Origin of the sequence: Streptomyces sp. NPDC093071 (genome assembly GCF_044754545.1) — a bacterium.
GTDB lineage: Bacteria > Actinomycetota > Actinomycetes > Streptomycetales > Streptomycetaceae > Streptomyces.
The window spans coordinates 628,718-648,199 of record NZ_JBIVPH010000004.1 but is presented as its reverse complement, the minus strand read 5'-3'; the positions used below and the strand labels follow the sequence as shown (position 1 = coordinate 648,199).

22 protein-coding genes, 1 pseudogene and 1 riboswitch are annotated in these 19,482 nt (G+C 71.5%); of the genes and pseudogenes, 9 read left to right on the top strand and 14 right to left on the bottom strand.

Annotated elements, in window-relative coordinates; genetic code table 11:
- Positions 1–500: 500 nt before the first annotated feature.
- A complete protein-coding gene (locus ACIQD7_RS20020; RefSeq protein ID WP_402443092.1) occupies positions 501–860 on the top strand; it encodes a hypothetical protein in 360 nt (119 codons plus the stop codon).
- Positions 861–872: 12 nt separating this feature from the next.
- On the opposite strand, the pseudogene ACIQD7_RS20015 reads toward ACIQD7_RS20020, so the two are convergent.
- The 4 genes and pseudogenes from ACIQD7_RS20015 to ACIQD7_RS20000 form a co-directional block, all read right to left on the bottom strand.
- A pseudogene (locus ACIQD7_RS20015) lies at positions 873–1,242 on the bottom strand (GNAT family N-acetyltransferase).
- 51 nt (positions 1,243–1,293) lie between these two features.
- Positions 1,294–2,655, bottom strand: a complete 1,362-nt coding sequence (locus ACIQD7_RS20010) for a trehalose-6-phosphate synthase (protein WP_402443090.1) — start codon at positions 2,653–2,655, stop codon at positions 1,294–1,296.
- A gap of 94 nt (positions 2,656–2,749) precedes the next feature.
- Positions 2,750–3,040 carry a hypothetical protein gene (locus ACIQD7_RS20005; RefSeq protein ID WP_402443088.1) on the bottom strand — a complete coding sequence of 97 codons (291 nt, stop codon included), beginning with the start codon at positions 3,038–3,040 and terminating at the stop codon, positions 2,750–2,752.
- 38 nt (positions 3,041–3,078) lie between these two features.
- On the bottom strand, positions 3,079–4,020 hold the full coding sequence (locus ACIQD7_RS20000) for a glucosyl-3-phosphoglycerate synthase (RefSeq protein ID WP_402443086.1): 942 nt from the start codon (positions 4,018–4,020) through the stop codon (positions 3,079–3,081).
- A gap of 150 nt (positions 4,021–4,170) precedes the next feature.
- A riboswitch (SAM riboswitch) is annotated at positions 4,171–4,318 on the top strand.
- Between the two features lie 17 nt (positions 4,319–4,335).
- Between ACIQD7_RS20000 and thrC the strand changes: the two genes are divergently transcribed.
- From thrC to groL, 4 genes are all read left to right on the top strand, one after another.
- Positions 4,336–5,622, top strand: a complete 1,287-nt coding sequence (thrC, locus tag ACIQD7_RS19995) for a threonine synthase (protein ID WP_402443084.1) — start codon at positions 4,336–4,338, stop codon at positions 5,620–5,622.
- Between the two features lie 74 nt (positions 5,623–5,696).
- Positions 5,697–5,975 carry a MoaD/ThiS family protein gene (locus tag ACIQD7_RS19990; RefSeq protein ID WP_125658059.1) on the top strand — a complete coding sequence of 93 codons (279 nt, stop codon included), beginning with the start codon at positions 5,697–5,699 and terminating at the stop codon, positions 5,973–5,975.
- Positions 5,976–6,401: 426 nt separating this feature from the next.
- Positions 6,402–6,605, top strand: a complete 204-nt coding sequence (locus ACIQD7_RS19985; RefSeq protein WP_015035246.1) for a cold-shock protein — start codon at positions 6,402–6,404, stop codon at positions 6,603–6,605.
- A 318-nt stretch (positions 6,606–6,923) separates the two neighbouring features.
- Positions 6,924–8,552: a chaperonin GroEL gene (groL, locus tag ACIQD7_RS19980; RefSeq protein WP_062753193.1), complete on the top strand. Its 1,629-nt coding sequence runs from the start codon at positions 6,924–6,926 to the stop codon at positions 8,550–8,552.
- Between the two features lie 119 nt (positions 8,553–8,671).
- Here the strand turns inward: groL and ACIQD7_RS19975 are convergent, their stop codons facing one another.
- From ACIQD7_RS19975 to ACIQD7_RS19960, 4 genes are all read right to left on the bottom strand, one after another.
- On the bottom strand, positions 8,672–9,391 hold the full coding sequence (locus tag ACIQD7_RS19975) for a transporter substrate-binding domain-containing protein (protein WP_402443081.1): 720 nt from the start codon (positions 9,389–9,391) through the stop codon (positions 8,672–8,674).
- 155 nt (positions 9,392–9,546) lie between these two features.
- The gene (locus tag ACIQD7_RS19970; RefSeq protein WP_402443079.1) at positions 9,547–11,106 is read right to left on the bottom strand and encodes a PTS transporter subunit EIIC; all 1,560 of its coding nucleotides are present in this window, start codon (positions 11,104–11,106) and stop codon (positions 9,547–9,549) included.
- Between the two features lie 42 nt (positions 11,107–11,148).
- Entirely contained in the window at positions 11,149–12,093 is a 945-nt protein-coding gene (gene murQ / locus ACIQD7_RS19965; RefSeq protein ID WP_402443078.1) for an N-acetylmuramic acid 6-phosphate etherase, read from the bottom strand.
- A gap of 155 nt (positions 12,094–12,248) precedes the next feature.
- Positions 12,249–13,166: a MurR/RpiR family transcriptional regulator gene (locus ACIQD7_RS19960; RefSeq protein ID WP_121830463.1), complete on the bottom strand. Its 918-nt coding sequence runs from the start codon at positions 13,164–13,166 to the stop codon at positions 12,249–12,251.
- 110 nt (positions 13,167–13,276) lie between these two features.
- Between ACIQD7_RS19960 and ACIQD7_RS19955 the strand changes: the two genes are divergently transcribed.
- Both ACIQD7_RS19955 and ACIQD7_RS19950 read left to right on the top strand, forming a co-directional pair.
- Complete coding sequence (locus ACIQD7_RS19955) at positions 13,277–13,633, top strand: hypothetical protein (RefSeq protein ID WP_351970945.1); 357 nt, start codon at positions 13,277–13,279, stop codon at positions 13,631–13,633.
- Positions 13,630–13,899 carry a DUF4031 domain-containing protein gene (locus ACIQD7_RS19950; protein WP_121830461.1) on the top strand — a complete coding sequence of 90 codons (270 nt, stop codon included), beginning with the start codon at positions 13,630–13,632 and terminating at the stop codon, positions 13,897–13,899. The genes ACIQD7_RS19955 and ACIQD7_RS19950 overlap by 4 nt, the downstream gene beginning before the upstream one ends.
- 214 nt (positions 13,900–14,113) lie before the next feature.
- On the opposite strand, the gene ACIQD7_RS19945 is transcribed toward ACIQD7_RS19950, so the two are convergent.
- The 6 genes from ACIQD7_RS19945 to ACIQD7_RS19920 all read right to left on the bottom strand — a co-directional run bounded on the left by ACIQD7_RS19945 (position 14,114) and on the right by ACIQD7_RS19920 (position 18,357).
- A complete protein-coding gene (locus tag ACIQD7_RS19945; RefSeq protein ID WP_402443300.1) occupies positions 14,114–15,340 on the bottom strand; it encodes a Cmx/CmrA family chloramphenicol efflux MFS transporter in 1,227 nt (408 codons plus the stop codon).
- A 184-nt stretch (positions 15,341–15,524) separates the two neighbouring features.
- Positions 15,525–16,199 carry a hypothetical protein gene (locus ACIQD7_RS19940; RefSeq protein WP_402443075.1) on the bottom strand — a complete coding sequence of 225 codons (675 nt, stop codon included), beginning with the start codon at positions 16,197–16,199 and terminating at the stop codon, positions 15,525–15,527.
- A 38-nt stretch (positions 16,200–16,237) separates the two neighbouring features.
- Positions 16,238–16,768 (bottom strand): cytochrome b, encoded by a 531-nt coding sequence (locus ACIQD7_RS19935; protein ID WP_402443073.1) that lies wholly within the window; start codon positions 16,766–16,768, stop codon positions 16,238–16,240.
- Positions 16,768–17,739, bottom strand: a complete 972-nt coding sequence (locus ACIQD7_RS19930) for a hypothetical protein (protein WP_402443071.1) — start codon at positions 17,737–17,739, stop codon at positions 16,768–16,770. Before ACIQD7_RS19930 ends, ACIQD7_RS19935 begins: the two co-directional genes overlap by 1 nt.
- 148 nt (positions 17,740–17,887) lie before the next feature.
- Positions 17,888–18,097 (bottom strand): hypothetical protein, encoded by a 210-nt coding sequence (locus ACIQD7_RS19925; RefSeq protein WP_390754869.1) that lies wholly within the window; start codon positions 18,095–18,097, stop codon positions 17,888–17,890.
- Positions 18,098–18,117: 20 nt separating this feature from the next.
- Positions 18,118–18,357: a hypothetical protein gene (locus ACIQD7_RS19920; protein ID WP_402443069.1), complete on the bottom strand. Its 240-nt coding sequence runs from the start codon at positions 18,355–18,357 to the stop codon at positions 18,118–18,120.
- 108 nt (positions 18,358–18,465) lie between these two features.
- Between ACIQD7_RS19920 and ACIQD7_RS19915 the strand changes: the two genes are divergently transcribed.
- The gene (locus tag ACIQD7_RS19915) at positions 18,466–19,275 is read left to right on the top strand and encodes a Scr1 family TA system antitoxin-like transcriptional regulator (protein WP_402443067.1); all 810 of its coding nucleotides are present in this window, start codon (positions 18,466–18,468) and stop codon (positions 19,273–19,275) included.
- Positions 19,268–19,450: a DUF397 domain-containing protein gene (locus ACIQD7_RS19910; RefSeq protein WP_402443065.1), complete on the top strand. Its 183-nt coding sequence runs from the start codon at positions 19,268–19,270 to the stop codon at positions 19,448–19,450. The genes ACIQD7_RS19915 and ACIQD7_RS19910 overlap by 8 nt, the downstream gene beginning before the upstream one ends.
- The last annotated feature ends 32 nt before the right edge of the window (positions 19,451–19,482 follow it).

Here is a 19,482-nt window from a genome sequence, read left to right as displayed (position 1 = left end):
GACCCCGGCCCACGAAAGCCCGCCCAGACGGCGGGCGAGCCGAAGGAGCACCCGCCACGTGTGCACGGCAACCACCCACCGGCCCCGGCCGCGCTTCCTATGGCCATCCCGGCCTCGACCCGCGACGGCCCGCACGCTCCCGTACGGCGGGTGCCCCTTGTGTACTCAAGACGGAACGACCGGGCCGGGCCGCTGACCTGCGAGATCGCTCCCACTGGATTCCAGTACTGGATGACATCATCCAGTACTGGAATTTTCCGCTAGAGTATCCAGAGCTGGATGAAAACCGGTCGGGGCTGCATCATCTCATGCAGTTCTGCCTGCCTTCTATTCACCCGTGGGGGTACTCTGTGCGTGCAGGCCGAAGGGTTACTCGGATTGAAACCGTGAACAGGACCACCGGTGAGATCGCCGACCTGACTGTTCACTCCTCGGTCTCCGTCACGGGAAGTCTCTGGTTCCGGGGAGGAGGGTTCACCACAATGGGATACGCGGCTCACATGGCGCTTGCGGACGCCGACCTGAGTGTCAGCGCGTACAAGCTGTTCCACCGGATGTGTGCGCTTCAGAACCGCAAGGACCACGGCCTGGTGATCGTCGAGAGCCAGGTGAAGTTCGCCGAGCAGGTCGGCATGGCCCAGTCCTCGGTCTCGCGCAGCCTCAAGCAGCTCTCCGAGGCCGGGTTCATCTACCCCGACGGCCGCAACTGGCGCATCCGGCCCGACTTCGCGTTCAACGGCAACGGAGCTGCCCAGGGCCGTGCCGTCCAGGGCATCCCGGCCGACGCCCCCGACCCGTACACGCGGAGGGGCGCCGGGCTGACCGTCATCGACGGCGGGGATGACGACGGCGACGAGTGAGTCCCGTCCCCGTCAGGCACCGACCCCCGTCGGCCGGATCATCGCGGTGAGCACGGGGGACTCCGGGGACGGGCGGCTCGTGCCGATCGCCTCGTAGCCCCAGGATTCGTAGACCCGCCGGACCTTTCCGTCGCCGGCCGACGCGTTGACCATCAGGGACACGTACGCCTCGTCGCGACCGGCCAGGAGTTCGTCGTGGATGCGGCGCGCCGATCTCCTTCAGGACCAGGACCAGGACCAGGATCAGGGTCAGGGTCGGGGAGCGGGTGAGGGCGGGGGTGGGGTCCACGCCGCTCATCCTCTTCCACCACCGGTCCCCGCTCTCGACCGTGTTGCCGTACGCGTAGCCCACCGGCCGCCCCTCGGCGTCGAACGCCGGCATTGCGTAGTTCGGCAGGTGCAGCGGCGGAGCCGGACCGCCCCGCGTCAGGCCCTACGACGTCCTCCCGAGCGCCTCCAACTGGTTAAGGAACCACCGCTGGGGCGGCAGGGCCGTCGACGCCGTTGCCAGGCGTTTGGTGCGGTCGGCGCGTTCGGAGGGGGGCATCGTCAGGGCGGTGTGGAGGGCCTCGGCGGTCTCCGAGACGTCGAAGGGGTTCACCGTGAGGGCGTCCTCGCGCAGTTCCTCGTACGCGCCCGCCTCGCGGGAGAGGACCAGGGCGCAGCCCTGCTCCGAGACCACCGGTATCTCCTTGGCCACCAGGTTCATGCCGTCGCGGACCGGGTTCACCAGGGCCACGTCCGCGAGGCGGTAGGCCGCGAGGGAGCGGGTGAAGTCGTCCTTCACCGAGACCAGGACCGGCGTCCAGTCCTCCGTGCCGAACTCCGCGTTGATCTCCTCCGCGAGGGCCGCCACCGAGGTCGTGTACGAGCGGTACACCTCCAGGTCCTGCCGCGAGGGGTACGCCGACGCCAGGTGGACCACGCGGCCGCGCCACTCGGGGCGGGTGGTCAGGAGCTCGCGGTAGGCCAGCAGGCCGCGCAGGATGTTCTTCGACAGCTCGGTGCGGTCCACGCGGACGATGGTCTTCCGGTCGCCGACCTCGGCCCGTAGCTCCGCCAGCCGCTCATCCACCGCCGGCCGGTACGCGAGCGCCCGCAGCTCCTCCGCGTCGACGCCCAGCGGATGCACCGCGACCCGCGTCCCGGTGCCCTCCACCCGCGCGCCCGCCGCGAAGGCCTCCGCCCAGGCCGAGGTGTGGAAGCCCAGCTCGTCCGCGCCGAGCATCCCCCACAGCAGCTCCTCGCGGACGTCGTCCGGCAGCATCCGCAGGTACTCCGGGGACGCCCACGGCGTGTGGGTGAAGTGCGCGATCCGCAGGTCCGGGCGGAGCTCCCGGAGCTGCCCGGGGACCAGCGCCAGGTGGTAGTCCTGCACCAGGACCGCCGCCCCCTCGTCCGCCGCCCCGGCCAGCGCCTCCGCGAAGGCGCGGTTGTAGGCGCGGTACGACTCCCACCGGCGCCGGAACTCCGCGTCGTACACCGGCTCGCGCGGGACGTCGTACAGGTGGTGGTGGAGGAACCACAGCACCGAGTTCGCGATGCCGTTGTACGCGTCCGCGTACACGTCCGGATCGATGTCCAGCATCCGCACGCCGGGCTCGCCGACCCCGCGCCGGACCGCCTCCCGGTCGCCCTCGCCGAGGGCCGCGCACACCCACACGCTGTCCTGCGAGGAGACGGCGCTCAGGCCGGAGACCAGGCCGCCGCCGCCCCTGCGGGTGTCGAGCGAGCCGTCCTCGCCGAGCACGTACGAGACGGGACCCCGGTTGGATGCCACGAGCACAGTAGCCATGTGGCGAACCTAGCCCGTCCCGGAAACGCTCAAACGTACGTATACAAGACGAGGGTGATCCGGCCACGGAGGGTCAGCGGGAACCCCCGGGGGTTCAGGGGGCGGGGTGGTCGCGCAGGGCCGCCCTCGCCACCAGGCCCGCCGCCGCGAGCGCCGTCACCAGGCCGCCGAGCAGCCAGAGGCGTTCCCCGTTCCCCCGGGGGTGGGGTGGAGTGACCGCCTTTCCCGGTGCGCCCGGCGCCGGGGACGCGTGGGCCGGGGACGCGTGGGCCGGGACCGGCGGCGCCGGGGCCGCGTCCGCCGCCGCGGGCGCCCACGCCACCACCGTCAGGCCCGCCACCGCCAGCGCCCTGCCCGTACGTCGTCCGAAGCCCATGGAATCCATGGACAGTGAATGTATGTAAAACGGGTCATAAGGTCGCGTTACGCCACGCGTCGCCGCGCGTACTCCGCGATCTCCGCCATCGGCGGCCGCTCCTCCGTGTCCACCGCGTACGTCCGCGGCTCGAAGCCCCGCTCGCCCCGCTCGAACTGCGTCAGCAGCGGCCGCACCATGTGCCCCCGCGACAGCCTCAGCTGCGCCGTCCGGTAGATCGTCGCCGCCATCCGGCCGAGCGCCCGCCCGTCCTGGTGCCGGTGCTTGCGGACCCCCACGTCCACCTGCGCGAGCCCGTCCAGGCCCACCGTGTGCAGCGCGTCCACGAGGAGGCCCAGCTCCACTCCGTAACCGACCGGGAAGGGCAGCCGCTCCAGGAGCGAGCGGCGGGCCGCGTACTCGCCGCCGAGCGGCTGCACGAAGCCGGCCAGCAGCGGCCAGTGCAGATTGAGCAGCGGGCGCGCCACCAGCTCCGTCACCCGGCCGCCCTGACCAGGGGATCCGTCCAGCGGGCGGTCGTACATCGCCTTGACGAGGTCCACGTCCGGGTCGGTCAGGAGCGGGCCCACGATCCCCGTCACGAAGTCCGCGGAGAAGTCCCGCAGGTCCGCGTCGACGAAGCACACCACGTCCCCGCTCGTCACCATCAGTGACCGCCACAGGACCTCGCCCTTGCCGGGCACGGCCGGTATCCGGGGGAGTATGTCGTCCCGCGCGACCACCCGCGCCCCGGCCGCCGCCGCGACCTCCGCCGTCCGGTCCGTGGAACCCGAGTCGAGCACCACCAGCTCGTCGACGAGCGGCACCGCCTCCGACATCAGCTCGCGGCGGATCACGGCCACGATGTCCCCGACGGTCGCCTCCTCGTTCAGCGCGGGCAGCACCACGCTGACCGTCGTCGCACGCTTGGCGGCGAGGATCCGCTCCAGCGGCCGGTCCGCCACGGACCAGGACCGCCGGGACAGCCAGCGCTCCACCTCTTCCAGCACGTGATCTCCATCTCGCGGTTCGGACGGGCCGTCCAAGCACCCGGGCCTTCGGTTACAGTCTTGAACAACGCAGCGACCCCGTGCACGTCGGGGTGGCGTACGCGTCGGAGCGCAGGAACGAAAGTCCCGGCCCTCCCCACAATCGAATACCGCTCATCCAGAGGGGCAGAGGGAAACGGCCCGTTGAAGCCCCGGCAACCCTCCAGTCGGTTCGTCTCGTGATCCATCGGGGCCCCCGGCTAGGGAAGGTGCCAAATCCGTCTCATGGCGAAAAATTCGCCATTGAGAAAGATGAGGAGAAAGGGCCTCCCCTCCATGGCTGTTCAGACCGTCGCACCCGCCACCACCGTCGACCTCGGTCCCGCGTCCGGGCTCTCCTGTCGCGAATGCGGTGAAGTCTTCGCCCTCGGCCCGATCTTCGCCTGCGAGCTCTGTTTCGGCCCGCTCGAAGTCGCGTACGACCTCCCCGCCGGCGACCCCGAGGAACTGCGGAAGCGCATCGAGGCCGGCCCCGCCAGCATCTGGCGCTACGCCCCCCTCCTGCCCGTCCCGGCCGACGTCGCCGAGAAGCCGAACCTGAACCCCGGCTGGACCCCGCTCGTCAAGGCCGACAACCTCGCCCGCGAGCTCGGCGTCGCCCCCGGCAAGCTCTTCGTCAAGGACGACTCCGGGAACCCGACCCACTCCTTCAAGGACCGGGTCGTCGCCCAGGCCATCGAGGCCGCCCGCGCCTTCGGCTTCACCACCCTCTCCTGCTCCTCCACCGGCAACCTGGCCGGCGCCGTCGGCGCCGCCGCCGCCCGCGCCGGCTTCCGCTCCTGCGTGTTCATCCCGCACGACCTGGAAGAGGGCAAGGTCGTCATGGCCGGCGTCTACGGCGGCGACCTCGTCGCCATCGAGGGCAACTACGACGACGTCAACCGCTTCTGCTCGGAGCTCATCGGCGACCCGATCGGCGAGGGCTGGGGCTTCGTGAACGTCAACCTCCGCCCGTACTACGGCGAGGGCTCCAAGACGCTCGCGTACGAGATCTGCGAGCAGCTCGGCTGGGTCGTCCCCGACCAGATCGTCATCCCGATCGCCTCCGGCTCCCAGCTCACCAAGATCGACAAGGGCATCCAGGAGCTCATCAAGCTGGGCCTCGTCGAGGACAAGCCGTACAAGATCTTCGGCGCCCAGGCCGAGGGCTGCTCCCCGGTGTCGGTCGCCTTCAAGGAGGGCCACGAGGTCGTACGGCCCCAGAAGCCGAACACGATCGCCAAGTCGCTCGCCATCGGCAACCCGGCCGACGGCCCGTACGTCCTCGACATCGCCCGCCGCACCGGCGGCGCGGTGGAGGACGTGAACGACGAGCAGGTCGTCGACGCGATCAAGCTGCTCGCCCGGACCGAGGGCATCTTCGCCGAGACCGCGGGCGGCGTGACCGTCGGCGTCGCGCGCAAGCTCGTGGAGAACGGCCTCATCGACCCGGAGCTCACCACCGTCGTCATCAACACCGGCGACGGGCTCAAGACCCTGGACGCGGTGGCCGACACCTCTCGGGAGACCGTCACCATCCGCCCGAGCCTGGACGCCTTCCGCGACGCCGGCCTGGCGCACTGAAGCATCCCCCGGCACCCCGGCTCTCCGGCACCCGGTACCCCGGCCCTCCGGCCCTCCGAAAGGTCACGCACGTCATGGCAGTGAACGTCCGCATCCCCACCATCCTCCGCACCTACACCGGCGGCCGGTCCGAGGTCCAGGCCGAGGGCGCGACCCTCGCCGAGGTCATCGCCGACCTGGAGAAGAACCACACGGGCATCGCCGCCCGCGTCCTGGACGACCAGGGCAAGCTGCGCCGCTTCGTGAACGTCTACGTGAACGACGACGACGTGCGCTTCGAGCAGGGCCTGGAGACGGCCACCCCGGCCGGCTCCGGCGTCTCGATCATCCCGGCGGTCGCCGGCGGCTGCTGAGCCGTATCCGCCGAGCGGTATCCGACGGGCGGTTCCCGTTGTCCCGACTTTCTTGAATTGCCCCTTCCGCGTCCATAAGCGGAAGGGGCAATTCTGCATGGTTGAGCGCGGTAGAGTTGGGGAAGTCCCCTCCGCTGCTCATGCCGGGCGCATATGAAAACGCGCCTCGACCTGACAAGAAGCAGTCAAACTGTGTGCGCGTTGTGCACCTTCTGCGCGCTTTGCCGGGCCCGACTTGCCCCGCGATTCAGGGGAATCTCCCCAATCCTCCTTTCCGCGCTGCCCAGAATTCTCGCCCGAATGGCCTGTTGCAGAGGGCAGTTGGACAGATACATTCAGCGGCGGTCGACGCGTTCCGGCGCAGGGTCTGACCCGGGGTTCGTGAAGTGCGGCCCCGCGCAAGGGCCAGTAACAGGGGAGTTAGGCATGGCTCAGGGCACCGTCAAGTGGTTCAACGCGGAGAAGGGCTACGGCTTCATCGCGGTCGACGGTGGTGCGGATGTTTTCGTCCACTACAGCGCGATCCAGATGGATGGCTACCGCAGCCTCGAAGAGGGACAGCGAGTCGAGTTCGAGATCTCGCAGGGCCAGAAGGGTCCGCAGGCGGACATGGTCAAGCTCGCCGTCTGAGCGAGGCGCGATCGGCCACCGACGCAACGCCGTCGAGGGGCCCGCATCCCCCAGGGGACGCGGGCCCCTCGCGCGTTCCCGGACCCCTCTGACCCCAGCCGCCCCTTCCCGAAACCCGAGAGTCGCTTGCACTCTCCTAGGGCGAGTGCTAATCATTGGCGTTAGCACTCGGAAGGTGAGAGTGCTACGAGGATCGGGCAGACGAGGCCGCCGGCCGGGTGGGGCAAGGAACCACGCGGAGATGCGGAGGCCGTCCGTCGCGGGCGTCGGCGCGGTCCTGGAGCGTTATCCACCCCATGTCCGGGAGGACCACTTCACATGGCCAAGATCATCGCGTTCGACGAGGAGGCCCGGCGCGGTCTCGAGCGCGGCATGAACCAGCTCGCTGACGCCGTCAAGGTCACCCTCGGCCCCAAGGGCCGCAACGTCGTCCTCGAGAAGAAGTGGGGCGCCCCCACGATCACCAACGATGGTGTCTCCATCGCCAAGGAGATCGAGCTCGAGGACCCGTACGAGAAGATCGGCGCCGAGCTGGTCAAGGAAGTCGCCAAGAAGACGGACGACGTCGCCGGCGACGGTACGACCACCGCCACCGTCCTCGCCCAGGCGCTCGTCCGCGAGGGCCTCCGCAACGTCGCCGCCGGTGCCAACCCCATGGCCCTCAAGCGCGGCATCGAGAAGGCCGTCGAGGCCGTCTCCGGCGCCCTCCTCGAGCAGGCGAAGGATGTCGAGACCAAGGAGCAGATCGCTTCCACGGCCTCCATCTCCGCCGCCGACACCCAGATCGGCGAGCTCATCGCCGAGGCGATGGACAAGGTCGGCAAGGAAGGCGTCATCACCGTCGAGGAGTCCCAGACCTTCGGTCTGGAGCTGGAGCTCACCGAGGGCATGCGCTTCGACAAGGGCTACATCTCGGCGTACTTCGCCACCGACATGGAGCGCATGGAGGCGTCGCTCGACGACCCCTACCTCCTGATCGTCAACTCCAAGATCTCCTCCGTGAAGGACCTGCTCCCGCTCCTGGAGAAGGTCATGCAGTCGGGCAAGCCCCTGCTGATCATCGCCGAGGACGTCGAGGGCGAGGCCCTGTCGACCCTGGTCGTCAACAAGATCCGCGGCACCTTCAAGTCCGTCGCGGTCAAGGCCCCGGGCTTCGGCGACCGTCGCAAGGCCATGCTGAACGACATCGCCATCCTCACCGGCGGCACGGTCATCTCCGAGGAGGTCGGCCTCAAGCTGGAGAACGCGGGCCTCGACCTGCTGGGCCGCGCCCGCAAGGTCGTCATCACCAAGGACGAGACCACCATCGTCGACGGTGCCGGTGACAGCGAGCAGGTCGCCGGTCGCGTGAACCAGATCCGCGCCGAGATCGAGAACAGCGACTCGGACTACGACCGCGAGAAGCTCCAGGAGCGCCTCGCGAAGCTGGCCGGCGGCGTGGCCGTCATCAAGGCCGGTGCCGCGACCGAGGTCGAGCTCAAGGAGCGCAAGCACCGCATCGAGGACGCCGTGCGCAACGCGAAGGCGGCCGTCGAGGAGGGCATCGTCGCCGGCGGTGGCGTGGCCCTGCTCCAGGCGTCGACCGTCTTCGAGAAGCTCGAGGCCGACCTCTCCGGCGACGAGGCCACCGGTGCCGCGATCGTGAAGCTGGCCCTGGAGGCCCCGCTGAAGCAGATCGCCGTCAACGCCGGCCTCGAGGGCGGCGTCGTGGCGGAGAAGGTCCGCAACCTGCCCGTCGGCCACGGCCTGAACGCCGCGACCAACGAGTACGTCGACCTCATCGCCGAGGGCATCATCGACCCGGCGAAGGTGACGCGCTCCGCGCTGCAGAACGCCGCGTCGATCGCCGCGCTGTTCCTCACCACCGAGGCCGTCATCGCCGACAAGCCGGAGAAGGCCGCCGCGCCGGCCGGCGGCGGCATGCCGGGCGGTGACATGGACTTCTGATCCTCGGGGATCTCCTGATCCCGGGATCGGCGGTTCATCGCTGAACGCGAACGAGGGCGGCACCCCCTGGTGGGGGTGCCGCCCTCGGGCGTCGTACGGGCGGCACGGGGCCGCTTCCGTCAGGCCGGCGGGGCCAGCAGGCCCGTGTCCTGGCCGGAGCGGCGCAGCGCGTCCGTGACGAAGCCGTTCGTCTTCAGTTCCTCGATCGTGGCGCGGAGGAAGGCGAGGGTTTCCGGGGTGCGGGAGAGGCTGGTGCCGACCGCCTGGCGGATCTCCATGAAACGGCCCTCGATCAGCCGGAGGTCGGGGTTCTCCCGTACGTACGCGGTCAGGGGCTGCCGGATGCCCGCGCCCGCCTCCAGGGACTCGGCCCGGAAGACGTCGACGCCCTCCTCGCCGCGCACGACGGTCGCGTGGGCGAGGGTCCGGGTGAGGAACAGGTCGTAGGCGGAGCCCTTCTTGACCCCGATCCGGACGCCGGGGGCGTCGACCTCCTCGGCCGTGGTGAGCGCGGAGTCGCGCGGTACGGCGTACACCCCCTCGATGACGACGTACGGGGCGGTGAAGGCGACCTCCGCCTCGCGCGCCGGGTCCACGGCGAGGAAGCAGAGGTCGGCCCGTCCGTCCGCCATCGCCTCGAAGGACTTCCGCGCCGCGTCGAAGCAGAGCAGCTCGACCCCGACCCCGAGCCGGGCCCCGATCTCCCGAGCCAGGTCGACGGTGATCCCGGAGGGGTTCTCGGGGGTGCCCTGGGCGAGCACCGGGTTCCCGAGGTTGACGGAGGCGCGGAGGACTCCGGTGGGGGCGAGGTCGGCGGCGATGCGCTGCGTGGTCGTCATGGGCGGGAAGTCTAGGGAGCGTCCGGGGGCTTCCGTACGGGGGTGACGGAGGTGCGGGGGGCGTCCCCGTACGGGGGTGGCGGACGTGCGGAGGGCGTCCCCGGGGGCATTCCCGTACAGGGGCGTTTCCGTACAGGGGCGTTCCCGTGCGGGCGTCAGACCTTGGCCGGTTCCTGTTCGGGGTTCGGCTCGGGGTTCTGTCCGGGGTTCTCTCCGCCGTCCCGTCCGGGGCCCGGCGGGGTCGGCGAGGCGGCCACCAGCGTCTCCGGGGCCGCGTCCGTGTCCACGTTGAACTCCTCCAGGAGCCGGGCGCCGAAGCCCCAGAAGTACGTGGCCACGAAGCCGGCCAGGTAGCCGGTGAGCAGGCCGCCCGCGTAGATCGCGATCGTCTCGCCCAGGCCCTTGTTCCCGTCGAGGAGCGGGAAGAGCGCCCAGCCCGACGGGCCGATCGCGGTCGAGCCGACCTTGGCGCCCCACATGCTGAAGAGGCCGACGAAGCCGCCGCCGAAGGCGCCGCCCACGCAGGCGGTGACGAAGGGGCGACCCAGCGGGAGCGAGACGCCGTAGATCAGGGGCTCGCCGACGCCCAGGAAACCGGCCGGCAGGGCGGACTTGATGGTGCGGCGGATGGAGCCGTTGCGGGGGAGCCGCAGGTAGACGGCCATGGCCGCGCCGACCTGGCCCGCGCCCGCCATCGCCAGGATGGGCAGCAGAACGGTGTAGCCCTGCTGTTCGATGAGCGTGGTGTGGATCGGGATGAGCGCCTGGTGCAGGCCCAGCATCACCAGCGGCAGGAACAGACCGCCCAGGAGGAGGCCCGCGCCCGCGCCGGCGTGCGCGAGGAGCCAGTCGGCGAACGTGCCGATCGCGGTCGAGACCTCGCCCGCGACGAACATCAGGCCGAAGATCGTGACCAGGCCGGAGACCAGGACCGTGAGCGTCGGGGTGACCAGGACGTCCAGGGACTCCGGCACCCACCGGCGGCACCACTTCTCCACGTACACCGCGAGGACCGCCGCGCCCAGCGCGCCGAGCACACCGCCCTGGCCGGGGGAGAGGGGCTGGCCGAAGGCGTCGACCTTGGCGACGCCCGGGAAGACGATGATCGCGGCGACCGCGCCGCCCAGGATCGGCGTGCCGCCGAACTCCTTCGCCGTGTTGAAGCCGACGAAGACCGCGATGAGGGCCATGAAGCCGCTCGCGATCGCGGCGAGGGCGGGGGTGACGCCCGGGAGCCAACCGAGGTTGATCAGGAGGCCGTTGAGGCCGGCGATGATGCCGCAGCCGATGAGGGCGGGGATCAGCGGGACGAAGATGTTCGCGATCCGGCGGAGGAACAGCTTGAACGGGGTCTGGTTCTTCGCCTTGCGGGCCGCCCTGATCGCCGCGCCCTGCGCCGCGAGGTCGTCGGCGGAGGGCACCGGGGCACCGTCCGCCAGGGTCTCGGTCGTCGGCGCCTCGGCCACCAGGGCCTCGAACTCCGGGGTCACGCGGGCGACCGTGCCCGGCCCGAGGACGATCTGGTACGTGTCGTCCTCGACGACGCCCATCACGGCCGGCAGGGCCTTGAGTTCCTCGTCCCGGACGAGCGAACGGTCCCGCAGGCCGAGGCGGAGGCGGGTCATGCAGTGGGCGACGGAGGTGATGTTCCCGGCGCCGCCGACGAGGGGGAGGATCGCGGCGGCGACGGCGCGGTTCTTGTCGTCTGTGCTCATGGTGCGGTGGTGCCTTGCTGTGCGTGGGGGAGGGGGGAGGGCTCAGGCGGTCTTCGCGTGCAGCGCGGCGCGCAGGTGGCCCCGGGAGTCGGCGAGGAGCTTGCCGGCGGTGGGGGCGTCGACGTCCGCGAGGATCATGAGGATCGCGTTCTTCACCTCGCCGTCGGCGGCGGCGAGGGCGGCCTCGATCTGCTCGTCGGGCGCGCCGGTGGCCAGTGCGACGATCCGCCGCGAGCGGGCCTGGAGCTTCTCGTTGGAGGCGCGGACGTCGACCATCAGGTTCCCGTAGGTCTTGCCGAGCCGGATCATCGTGATCGTCGAGATCATGTTGAGGACGAGCTTCTGGGCGGTGCCGGCCTTGAGCCGGGTGGAGCCGGTGAGCAGCTCGGGGCCGGGGACGACCTCGATGCCGTGCTCGGCGGCGGCGGCGAGCGCGCTGTCGGCGTTGCAGGACAGGCCGACGGTGAGCGCGCCGAGGGCGCGGGCGTGCTCGACGGCGCCGATCGCGTACGGGGTGCGGCCGGAGGCGGAGATGCCGACGACGGTGTCGTCGGGGGTGAGCCCGAGCGCGGTGAGGTCCTCGACGGCGAGCTCCTTGGAGTCCTCGGCGCCCTCGACGGCCTTGACCATGGCGGAGGGGCCGCCGGCGATGAGCCCGACGACCTCGGCGGGGTCGGTGTTGAAGGTGGGCGGGCACTCGCTGGCGTCGAGGACGCCGAGGCGGCCGGCGGTGCCCGCGCCCAGGTAGATCAGACGGCCGCCGCGGGCCATCCGCTCGGCGGTGGCGTCGATGGCGGCGGCGATGGCGGGCAGCTGCCGGGCGACGGCGGCGGGGACGGTCTGGTCCTCGCCGTTCATGGTGCGGGCGATCTCCAGGGTCGGGAGCTGGTCGATCTCCGCGAGCTCGGGACGGAAGGCCTCGGTGGTGAGGGTGGCGAGCTGGGCGCGGAGTTCGGAGTACGTGGAAGCGGAGGCGGAAGCGGACACGTGCGGCTCTTTCGGTACGGCGGCGTCGTCGGCGCCGGGGCTTTACGGGTGCGGGTGCGGGTGCTTCGGCGGGTGCGGGTCCTTCGGCGGGTGCGGGTCCTTCGGTGGGTACGGAGGTTTCGTCGGGTACGGAGGTTTCGTCGGGTACGGGTGCTTCAGCGGGTGCGGGGCGCGTGCCGGTGGGCGAGGGCCTCGTACGAGGCGGCGAGGGCCGGGGCGGCCGTCTCGTACGTCCGCTGGGTGACGCAGGTGAACAGACAGTCCACGACCAGGAGTTGGCTGGTGCGGGACGACATGGCCGCCGGGCGGAGTTCGCTCTCGCGGGCGGTGGAGGTGGTGAGGACGTGGTCGGCGTACTGGGTGACGGGTCCGTCCGGGCGGCCGGTGATCGCGACGGTCGTCGCGCCGTGGTCGAAGGCCACCCGGAGCGGTTCTATGACGTCGCCGGTCGAGCCGGAGTGGGTGATGGCGATGGCGACGTCGCCGGAGCGGAGCTGTACGGCGTTGGTGACGGCGAGGTGCGGGTCGCTGTGGGCGTGCGCGACCAGGCCGATGCGGAGCAGCTTCTGGCCGAGGTCCTGGGCGACGAGCCCGGAGGCGCCGACGCCGTAGATGTCGACGCGGCGGGCGGTGGCGAGGGCGGCGACGGCGGCGCCGAGCTGGACGGTGTCGAGTCCGGCGGCGGTGTCGGCGAGGGTCTGCTGCTCGTCGTAGGCCAGCTTGGCGACGACGTCGGCGATGGGGTCGTCGACGGCGATGTCGGCGGTGACGGCGGGCGCGCGGCCGGACTGCTGCTGGGCGGCGAGCCCGGCGAGGGCGAGGCGCAGGTCGCGGTAGCCGGGGTAGCCGAGGAGGCGGGCGGTGCGGACGACGGTCGCCTCGCTGGTGCCGGTGAGCTCGGCGAGGCCGGTGACCGTGAGGGCGGCGCAGCCGGCCGGGTCTCCGGCGACGGCCTCGGCGACCCGCTGCATGGAGCGGGTCATGGAGGGCGCGAGGGTCCGCACCTTGGCGGCGAGGGCGGCGGGGGCCGGGGGCGCGTCGCTGCTGAAACTTTCCTTCACGTCATTGGTCACGCCTGAAAGATACTTTCGGAAGGGTGGGGCGACAAGCCCCTTCCGGTGTCCGGATCCGGAAGGGACCTTCGCCCTTCCCGCCTCCTCCCGGGCCGGGTGACAATGAGGGAATGGACGACATCGACGCGGTGGAACAGGCGCTGCACACCGCCCGCGCGCTGGTACTGGCCGATCTGGCGGCCCGGAAGGTCGCCGCGGCGGAGGTCGTGTCGATGGTGGAGGAGTCGGTGACCCACCGGCGCTGGTGGGTCGAGCAGTGGCCGGAGGGCGTGTCGTACGTCGCGGGGCTCGTCGCCCAGGACGTGCAGGACTCCCTGCTCGAACGGTACGGACGCTGGCCGATCTGCCCCGTCTGCGCCTCGGGCGACCCGCACGCCCTCGACGTGGAGCCGGAGCTGGGCCCGGACCCGCACTGGGTCTGCGGCAAGCAGGGCGTGGTGGTGGCGCCGGTGGGCGGGCTGACGTGACGCTTTACATCGACCCGCCGACCTGGCCGGGGCACGGCCGCATGTGGTCGCACCTGGTCAGCGACGTCTCCTTCGAGGAGCTGCACGCCTTCGCGGCCGCGATCGGCGCCCCGCGCCGCGCCTTCGAGCGCGACCACTACGACATCCCGGCCGACCACTACGCGGCCGCGGTGACCGGCGGCGCGGTCGAGGTCGGCTCGAAGGAACTCCTCCACCGCCTCACGGCGGCGGGCCTGCGGAGGCCGAAGGGGCGGCCGGCGGGGTGAGGGGGCGGCGGGAGCGGGGCCGTACGAGATAGAGGTCCCGGCCCCGACCGGACGGGCCTGCTCCGACCCGGCCTCTTGTCTTACGGACCCGGCCCGGCTCTTACGGACCCGCCTCGGCCAAGCCCCGGTCTCTACGGACCCGCCTCGGCCAGGCCCCGGCCTCGTGGGCCCGGCTCCCGCCCCCGGCCTCGCGGGTCCGGCTCCCGCCCCCGTCTCAGCCCCGCAGAGCGCGCTCCCGGTCGTCCCGCTCGGGGGCGGTGGCCGGGCTCCCGGCCACGACGTGGCCGTCGCCCGGTGTCCGGCGGGACAGCTTCAGTGCCACCGCCGCCACCCCGAGCCCCACCGCCGTCATAGCGGCGCCCGCCCACGCCGTGGAGGCGAAGCCGAGGCCCGCGTCGATGACGGTGCCGCCGAGCCAGGGGCCGCCGGTGTTGCCGAGGTTGAAGGCGGCGGTGGTGGTGGCGGCCGCGAGGGTGGGGGCGGCGCCGGCCACGTTGAACATGCGGGCGTTGAGGGCCGGGGCGGTGTAGAAGGCGGAGACGCCGAGGAGGAAGGCCAGCAGGACCGTGGCGACCGGGCTGGAGGCGAAGAGCGCCAGGGCGATCAGGAAGACGGTCGAGGCGGCGATGCCGCTGAGCATCACCCCGAAGAGGTGCGCGTCCGCGACCCGGCCGCCGATCGTCGTGCCGACCAGGGCTCCGATGCCGAAGAGCCCGAGGACGATCGAGACCCAGTTCTCGCCGAGGCCGGAGACGTCGGTGAGGAGCGGGGCGAGGTACGAGAAGGCGCAGAAGACGCCGCCCGCCGCGAGCGCGGTGACGGCGACCGAGAGCAGGACCTGCCGGTCGCGGTAGATCGTCAGCTCCCGCTTGAGCCGGGGCCGGGTCTCGGGGAGCGGGATGTGCGGGATGCGGGTGAGGACGCCGACGAGGGCGATCGCGGAGGCGAGGCCGACGGCCCAGAAGGCGGCGCGCCAGCCGAGGCGCTCGCCGAGGAAGGCGCCGGCGGGGACGCCGAGGACGTTGGCTATGGAGAGCCCGCCGATCATGACGGCCATGGCCCGGGCCCGCGCCCCCACCGGCACCATCGCGATGGCGACGGCCGCGCCGACCGCCCAGAACCCGGCGCAGGCGAGCGCGCTCACGACCCGGGAGGCGAAGAGCACCGCGTAGTTCGGCGCGAGGGCGCCCGCGACCTGCCCCAGTCCGAAGACGGTGATCAGGGCGACCAGGGTCGTCTTGCGGGGCAGCCGGAGCGTCGCCACGGCGAGGAGCGGGGCGCCCACCACCATGCCGATGGCGAAGGCCGAGATGAGCAGCCCGGCGCTCGGGATGGAGACGTTCATGTCCTCCGCGACGAGTTCGAGCAGCCCGGAGAGCATGAATTCGCTCGTCCCGAGCGCGAAGACGGAGAGGCCGAGGATGTAGACGGCGGTCGGCATGCGGGTGGGTGCGGGGGCGGGGGCCGCCGGCCCGTCGGAGGAGGAGGGCATGACATGGGTCAACCCGTGATTGATTGCTGTCATTCCTCGGCGCCGGGTCGTCTTGTCATACGAGACGGTCACGTGCGCGCCGGGTGGGCGTGGGGGCAGCGGAGACGGCCCCTCCCGGCCGGGGGCGCCGGGCTCACCCCGTACCCGGCACGCCCCTCAGCTCCTTCAGCTCCCGCTCCACGTTCTCCCGCGCCTTCTCCTCCCACACCGCCGCCCCGTATGGAGTGCGGAAGAGGCGGGGGAGGTCGAGGAGGTGGCGGAGGACGGCGGCGCGGCCCTCGCGGAAGGTGTCCTCGGGGACGAAGGCGTACTCCTCGCGGACCGCCGCCGCGTACCGCACGTACGTGTCGGGGGCGCTCGCCAGGATCGCGAGGTCCGCGTCGCAGAGGGTCTCGCCGTTGAGGTCGCCGTCGGCCGGGTCGTGGGTGACGGTCAGGCGGACCAGGCGGGCGACCTCGGCCACCTCGTGCGGGGTCAGGCCCGCCTCGGTGAGGGCCTTCTCGGCCAGGAGCGCCGAGCGCTCCTCGTTCTCGGAGCGGTCGGGGCGGTAGACGGCGTCGTGGAACCAGGCGGCGAGCCGTACGAGCTCCAGCTCACCGCCCTCGCCGCCCTGGTCGGTCAGCTCGTCGACGCGGTCGAGGACCGCCCGCAGGTGCGCGACCGTGTGGTACCGGCGCTGCGGCTCGGCCCAGCGGGCGAGCAGGTTCCGCCCGTACGGGGCGGGGTCGGGGCCCTCGCGGCCGGCGCGGGCGGCGAGCAGGGTGGCGTTCCAGCGCTGGAGCAGCGCGTGCTCTTCCTCGGCGGTCATGGGGGCATTGTGCCCGCCGGGCGCGGGCGGTGCGTGTTTCAGAACATGCGGCGCAGCAGCCGGTCGCGGTCGACGCACTGGTGCTTGAGGACCAGCCCGACGTGGCAGGCGAGCGCGGCGAGGAAGCACACCTGCGCGGTCACGTGGACCCACAGCAGACCGTCGTCGCCCGAGGCGAGGAGCAGTACTCCGGTGACGGGGACGACGAAGGTCAGCGCGTAGAGCGCGACCTCCGTGCGGTGGGCGAGGCGGCGCTCGAACGCCGTGAGCGTCGGCGCCCAGGGCGGCAGCTCCGTGTGCCGCCGCCACAGCAGCCGCGCCACCCCCAGGACCACGATGAGGGCCCCGACGAGCACGTGGGCGGTCAGCAGCGCGTCCTCGCCGAAGGACTCGTAGCCGCCTCCGCGTCCGCGCCCCCGTCCGGACTCGCCGCCCCGCCCCCGGCCCCGGCCGCGCCCGGACTCCGAGGCGTCCAGCGCGTACCCGACGGCGAACTGGACGGCGAACGCGACCACGACGCCCCAGTGGAGGACCTTCGTGAGGGGCCGGTAGCCGGGGCTGTTGTTCATCACCCCATCACAGCCCGTCCCGGCACCTCTCGCACCGTGGACGGGGGTGCGCACCCCCGCCGTGTCCCGGACCCGCCCCCGGCCGCGCACTCCCGGCAGTACGCCTCGTCCGCGACGGGCCGGAACAGCATCGGCTGCACGTGCTCCCCGGCGCACTCCCGCGCCCCGGCCAGCCGTGCGGACAGCCGGGGTCCCTCGGACACCGGGAGCGGTACTTCGCGGGGCGGCACCTCCCGCAGCAGGTACCGGACCAGCCCGCCGGGCCGGTGCACGGGCGTCCCGGCACCGGGGAGGCCGCGCAGGACGTGTTCGTGGACGTCGGCGGAGGTGTGCCCGGCCTCCAGCCAGCGGGCGGCGAGGCGGGCGAGTTCGTCGCGCATGGCGGGCGGGATGTGCCGGAGGGCGGGGGAGAGGAGCGGCAAGGCGCCGATGAGGGCGCGGGCGTCTTCGAGGAACCGGGAGGCCTCGGGCGCGGGCTCCCCGCCCCCGCTCCCGCCCGCGTCCGGAAGGTGGGAGGTCTTCTCCTGGAGGTCTTCTTCTGGATGACCGCCGGTGGGCGGGTGCGCCGGAGCACCGGTGGCCGGGTTCCCGTCACCCGGTACGACCTGCGGGGACGCGGGGGCTCGGTGGAGGAGGCGCGGGTCCCGGGCGAAGATCTTGACGGCCTGCTCGCGGCTCAACGGGACGTTGGAGAGGAGCTGTTGCGTCACCCACCTCCCGCCGGCCACCTGCACCCGGCGCTCGTGCACGAACCCCTCCGCGATGAGCTGCCGCTTGGCCTTGGTGAACGCGTCTGCTCCGATCCCGGCCCGTTCGGCGGTACGGGACAGGGTCTCGCGGGCGTTGTCGGGGAGGGAGAGCTGCCAGGTCAACAGCCTTACGGAGTGGGAGCTGAGCCGGGGATGCCGGATGAGCTCGTGCGAGAACGGGGTGAAGCCGCGCGAGGGCGCGTTAAAGTGCCGGTAGATCACGGTGGGGCCTTCCACTGGGATTCAGGCCCTCGCTGATGGCTGCGAAACATCGGCGGGGGCCGTTTTGCGTGAACGTATCGCAGCGGCATATGCCCGGACAGACACGCAGAGTGAAGACCGCCCGTTCGAGTGACGGGCAGTCACATCATCATTCGGGTAGCGGGGACGGCTCCCGGGACGAGGTGCTGATGACCCGTACGGCTCCGCGCGGCGTCAGGCTCGCGCGCTCCTCCGGGCTCGCCGTCCAGCACTGGTCGGCCGCCGCCTCCCACAGGTAGCCGCTGGGGCGGGCCAGGACCAGCATGTTCCCGTGTGCGGAACGGACTTGCCCGGTGAGCGCCCGTTGCGCGTCGGTCACGACGTCGCCGATCCGGTACCTCACTTCTCGGCCGCCCGCGCGGTGCGCAGGAGCACGGTCAGCCGCTTGGCCCCGCCGACGCCGACGGTTCCGAGCCCGTACCGGTGCGTGTCCCCGCCGGGGCCGTGCGTGACGTCCCGGTAGAGCCCGTTCGTGGGGAGGCCGGCGGTGTCCATGGCGTCCTTGAGCTCCCGGTAGACGCGGGCGGCTTCGGCTTCGGTGACGGGGCGGACGGGGGGTGGGGGCGGGAGTGTACCCATGGAGGGCCCTCTTTCTGGTGGATCTTCTCCGGACACCTTCACGATGACGTGTGCCGTCCTACGCTCACCAGGAGTTGGGTTTCCGGAGGGGAACGGGGAACGTGGCATATGCCCGCGGAGAACGAGATCGACCCGAGCGAGAGCCTGGAGAGCTTCATCGCCGACTTGGTCCGAGACGCACGCAAGCAGCTCGGGTGGCGGCAGCAGGACCTCGCGGCGAAGGTGTTCAGCAGTACGACACGTATCTCCGAGATCGAGAACGGTGATCCGCCGGACCTGAAGCTCGGGCGTCAGATCGACCAGGTGCTGGAGCTGGGCGGGAAGCTGGCGAACCTGCTGACGATCCGGGACCGGGTCGCTTTCCGCGACTACGCGCAGGGGTTTCTGCGGGATCAGGCGCGGGCGCGTGCCATCTACGAGTTCTCCCTGGTGATACCCGGCCTGTTGCAGACCCCGGAGTACGCGCGGGCGATCATGAAGCTGGAGGATCCCGACGAAGTCACCGACATCGAGAGCTCCGTCCAGCGGCGAAGCGAACGCCAGGCGGTGTTCGACGGGCCGCAACCGCCCTGGTTGTGGATCGTTCTCGACGAGTCGGCCCTCACGAAGGTGATGGGGTCGAAGCGGATCATGCGCGAACAGATCGAGTGGCTGCTCGAAGCCACTAAGAGGCCGTTCATCAACGTGCAGGTCTTGCGCACCGACCGTGCGGTCATCCGTGGATCGGTGAGTCTGCTGACCCTGCCTTCGGGTGACCGAACCGCCTACACCGAGGGATTCGGCACCGGTCGCTACGTGGTCGAAGCGTCAGAGGTCACTCTCTTCCAGAAGATCTATGATCGGCTTCACGCCGACGCCCTCGGGGTCGATGAATCACGAAAGTTCATGCGTGACGCACTGGGGATGCACGATGACTGAGCCCATATGGCACAAGAGCACGTACAGCGGCAACAACGACAACTGCGTCGAGGTCGCCGACAATCTCCCCCTCGTCCACGTCCGGGACACCAAGGACCACGCCGCAGGCGAGCTGACGGCCTCCCCGGCCGCCTGGTCCGCGTTCACCGCGTTCGCGCGGGCGTACGCGGTCTGACCCTCGCCGGCACTGCGGGGCCCTTCGCACGG

Excerpts from the sequence above, each read along its gene's own strand:
- ACIQD7_RS19970 (WP_402443079.1), bottom strand. The coding sequence starts at position 11,106 with ATGAGCACAGACGACAAGAACCGCGCCGTCGCCGCCGCGATCCTCCCC.
- ACIQD7_RS19985 (WP_015035246.1), top strand. The coding sequence starts at position 6,402 with ATGGCTCAGGGCACCGTCAAGTGGTTCAACGCGGAGAAGGGCTACGGC.
- ACIQD7_RS19955 (WP_351970945.1), top strand. The coding sequence starts at position 13,277 with ATGGACGACATCGACGCGGTGGAACAGGCGCTGCACACCGCCCGCGCG.
- ACIQD7_RS19975 (WP_402443081.1), bottom strand. The coding sequence starts at position 9,391 with ATGACGACCACGCAGCGCATCGCCGCCGACCTCGCCCCCACCGGAGTC.
- ACIQD7_RS20010 (WP_402443090.1), bottom strand. The coding sequence starts at position 2,655 with ATGGCTACTGTGCTCGTGGCATCCAACCGGGGTCCCGTCTCGTACGTG.
- ACIQD7_RS19920 (WP_402443069.1), bottom strand. The coding sequence starts at position 18,357 with ATGGGTACACTCCCGCCCCCACCCCCCGTCCGCCCCGTCACCGAAGCC.
- groL (WP_062753193.1), top strand. The coding sequence starts at position 6,924 with ATGGCCAAGATCATCGCGTTCGACGAGGAGGCCCGGCGCGGTCTCGAG.
- ACIQD7_RS19990 (WP_125658059.1), top strand. The coding sequence starts at position 5,697 with ATGGCAGTGAACGTCCGCATCCCCACCATCCTCCGCACCTACACCGGC.
- ACIQD7_RS19940 (WP_402443075.1), bottom strand. The coding sequence starts at position 16,199 with ATGACCGCCGAGGAAGAGCACGCGCTGCTCCAGCGCTGGAACGCCACC.
- ACIQD7_RS19910 (WP_402443065.1), top strand. The coding sequence starts at position 19,268 with ATGACTGAGCCCATATGGCACAAGAGCACGTACAGCGGCAACAACGAC.
- ACIQD7_RS20005 (WP_402443088.1), bottom strand. The coding sequence starts at position 3,040 with ATGGATTCCATGGGCTTCGGACGACGTACGGGCAGGGCGCTGGCGGTG.
- thrC (WP_402443084.1), top strand. The coding sequence starts at position 4,336 with ATGGCTGTTCAGACCGTCGCACCCGCCACCACCGTCGACCTCGGTCCC.
- ACIQD7_RS19915 (WP_402443067.1), top strand. The coding sequence starts at position 18,466 with ATGCCCGCGGAGAACGAGATCGACCCGAGCGAGAGCCTGGAGAGCTTC.
- ACIQD7_RS19945 (WP_402443300.1), bottom strand. The coding sequence starts at position 15,340 with ATGCCGACCGCCGTCTACATCCTCGGCCTCTCCGTCTTCGCGCTCGGG.
- ACIQD7_RS20020 (WP_402443092.1), top strand. The coding sequence starts at position 501 with ATGGCGCTTGCGGACGCCGACCTGAGTGTCAGCGCGTACAAGCTGTTC.
- ACIQD7_RS19935 (WP_402443073.1), bottom strand. The coding sequence starts at position 16,768 with ATGAACAACAGCCCCGGCTACCGGCCCCTCACGAAGGTCCTCCACTGG.